Origin of the sequence: Streptomyces sp. UH6, assembly GCF_013421635.1 — a bacterium.
Lineage (GTDB): Bacteria > Actinomycetota > Actinomycetes > Streptomycetales > Streptomycetaceae > Streptomyces > Streptomyces abyssomicinicus.
In genome coordinates this window covers 1-2,819 of sequence record NZ_JACADT010000747.1, presented here as the reverse complement: position 1 = coordinate 2,819, position 2,819 = coordinate 1, and the positions used below count along the sequence as shown (strand labels likewise).

3 protein-coding genes are annotated in these 2,819 nt (G+C 71.5%); all 3 read left to right on the top strand.

Annotated elements, in window-relative coordinates:
• On the top strand, positions 1 to 348 hold a 348-nt coding region (locus tag HW445_RS25230; protein ID WP_180223216.1), incomplete at its 5' end, for an LLM class flavin-dependent oxidoreductase.
• Positions 349 to 350: 2 nt separating this feature from the next.
• Positions 351 to 1,493 carry an acyl-CoA dehydrogenase family protein gene (locus HW445_RS25225; protein WP_180223217.1) on the top strand — a complete coding sequence of 381 codons (1,143 nt, stop codon included), beginning with the start codon at positions 351 to 353 and terminating at the stop codon, positions 1,491 to 1,493.
• A 111-nt stretch (positions 1,494 to 1,604) separates the two neighbouring features.
• On the top strand, positions 1,605 to 2,819 hold the full coding sequence (locus HW445_RS25220; RefSeq protein WP_180223215.1) for an acetyl-CoA C-acetyltransferase: 1,215 nt from the start codon (positions 1,605 to 1,607) through the stop codon (positions 2,817 to 2,819).

The following is a 2,819-nucleotide window of genomic DNA, read 5'->3' as shown; positions in this document are numbered from 1 at the left end:
GTCGGCGACGACGCCGAGGCGGTCCGCGACCTGATGCGGCCCACCGTCGCCCTGTACGTCGGCGGCATGGGCGCGCCCGGCCGCAACTTCTACCACGACCTGGTCTGCTCCTACGGATACGAGGCCGCCGCGGCCGCGATCCAGGAGCACTTCCTGGCGGGCCGCAGGAAGGACGCGGAGGCCGCCGTGCCGGCGGAACTGCTGGAGCAGATCTGTCTGGCCGGCCCCGAGGGCCATGTCCGCGACCGTGTCGAGGCCTTCCGTGAGGCGGGCGTGACGATGCTCAACGTCACCCCCGTCGGTCCCGATCCCGCTCGGCTGATCGAGCAAGTGAGGAGCTGGCTGTGACCATGGACCGAGAGCTGTACGGCCCCGACCACGAGGCCTTCCGCGAGACGGTGCGTACCTTCCTCGCCAAGGAGGTGGTCCCGCACCACGAACGCTGGGAGAAGGACGGCGTCGTCGACCGCGAGGTGTGGCGCTCGGCGGGCCGCCAGGGCCTGCTGGGCATGGCCGTCGGGGAGGAGTACGGCGGCGGAGGGACCGGCGACTTCCGTCACAGCGCCGTGCTCATCGAGGAGTTCGCCCGCGCCGGCGCCTCCGGGCTGGCCCTCAGCCTGCACAACGACATCGTCGGCCCGTACCTGACCCAGCTCGCGAACGAGGAGCAGCGACGGCGCTGGCTGCCCGGCTTCGTCTCCGGCGACATCGTCACCGCCATCGCCATGACGGAACCCGGCGCCGGGTCCGACCTCCAGGGCATCCGCACCACGGCCACCGACGAGGGCGACCACTACCTGCTCAACGGCACCAAGACGTTCATCTCCAACGGCATCCTCGCCGACCTCGTCGTCGTGGTCGCCCGCACCACGCCCGAAGGCGGCAGCGGCGGGCAGAGCCTGCTCGTGGTCGAGCGCGGCACGGAGGGCTTCGAACGCGGCCGCAACCTCGACAAGATCGGCCAGAAGGCCCAGGACACCGCGGAGCTGTTCTTCCACGACGTGCGCGTCCCCAAGGAGAACCTGCTGGGCGAGGAGAACAAGGCCTTCGCCTACCTGATGGGCAACCTCGCGCAGGAGCGGCTGGCCATCGCGGTCGGCGCCGCCGCCGCGGCCGAGGCGATCCTGGACGTCACCACGACGTACGTGAAGGAGCGCGAGGCGTTCGGGAGGCCGCTGGCCAGGCTCCAGCACATCCGCTTCGAGATCGCCGAGATGGCCACCGAGGCCGCCGTCACCCGGACCTTCCTGGACCGCTGCGTCGTCGAGCACAGCCGGGGCGAACTCGACGCCGTGCACGCCTCGATGGCCAAGTGGTGGGCCACCGAACTGCAGAAGCGCGTGGTCGACCGCTGCCTCCAGCTCCACGGGGGCTACGGCTACATGAGCGAGTTCCCGGTGGCCCGGGCGTTCCTCGACAGCCGTATCCAGACCATCTACGGCGGCACCACCGAAATCATGAAGGAGATCATCGGCCGCTCCCTCCTCGGCTGAGGACCGGCCGGCTCCCGCCCCCACCACCCGTGTGAGTTCTCGGCTTCTCCCACACCCGGCTTCTCCCACACCCGGCTTCTCCCACACCCGGAAATGGAAGGCACACCCAAGGTGAGCACCGAAGCGTACGTCTACGACGCGATCCGCACCCCCCGCGGGCGCGGCAAGGCCGACGGGGCCCTGCACGGCACCAAGCCGGTCGACCTCGTCGTCGGCCTGATCCACGAGACCCGCCGCCGTTTCCCGGACCTCGACCCGGCGGCGGTCGACGACATCGTCCTCGGCGTGGTCGGCCCGGTGGGCGACCAGGGCGCGGACATCGCCCGCACCGCCGCCATCCTCGCGGGCCTGCCGGACACCGTGGCCGGCGTGCAGGAGAACCGCTTCTGCGCCTCCGGTCTCGAGGCCGTCAACATAGCGGCCATGAAGGTCCGTTCGGGCTGGGAGGACCTGGTCCTGGCCGGCGGCGTGGAGTCGATGTCCCGCGTGCCCATGGGCAGCGACGGCGGCGCCTGGGCGCAGGACCCGCGCACCAACCACGACACCGGCTTCGTGCCCCAGGGCATCGGCGCCGACCTGATCGCCACCCTGGAGGGCTTCTCGCGCCGTGACTGCGACGAGTACGCGGCGCTCTCCCAGGAGCGGGCCGCCACCGCCTGGAAGGAGGGCCGCTTCGACCGGTCCGTCGTCCCCGTCCGGGACCGCAACGGGCTGCCGGTCCTCGACCGGGACGAGCACATGCGGCCCGGTACGAGTGCCGACTCGCTCGCCAGGCTCAAGCCCTCGTTCGCCACGATCGGCGAGGCGGCCGGCTTCGACGCGGTGGCGCTGCAGAAGTACCACTGGGTCGAGAGGATCGAGCACGTCCACCACGCGGGCAACTCCTCGGGCATCGTGGACGGCGCCGCGCTGGTCGCCATCGGGACCAAGGAGGTCGGGGAGCGCCACGGTCTGACCCCGCGGGCGCGCATCGTCTCCGCGGCCGTCTCCGGCTCCGAGCCCACCATCATGCTCACCGGCCCCGCCCCCGCCTCCCGCAAGGCGCTCGCCAAGGCCGGCCTGACCGTCGACGACATCGACCTGGTCGAGATCAACGAGGCGTTCGCCGCCGTCGTCCTGCGCTACGCCAGGGACATGGGCCTGAGCCTGGACAAGGTCAACGTCAACGGCGGGGCCATCGCCATGGGCCACCCGCTCGGCGCCACCGGCGCGATGATCCTCGGCACCCTGATCGACGAACTGGAGCGCCGCGACCTGCGGTACGGGCTGGCCACCCTCTGCGTCGGCGGCGGCATGGGCATCGCCACCGTCGTCGAACGCCTCTGA

Excerpts from the sequence above, each read along its gene's own strand:
- HW445_RS25225 (WP_180223217.1), top strand. The coding sequence starts at position 351 with ATGGACCGAGAGCTGTACGGCCCCGACCACGAGGCCTTCCGCGAGACG.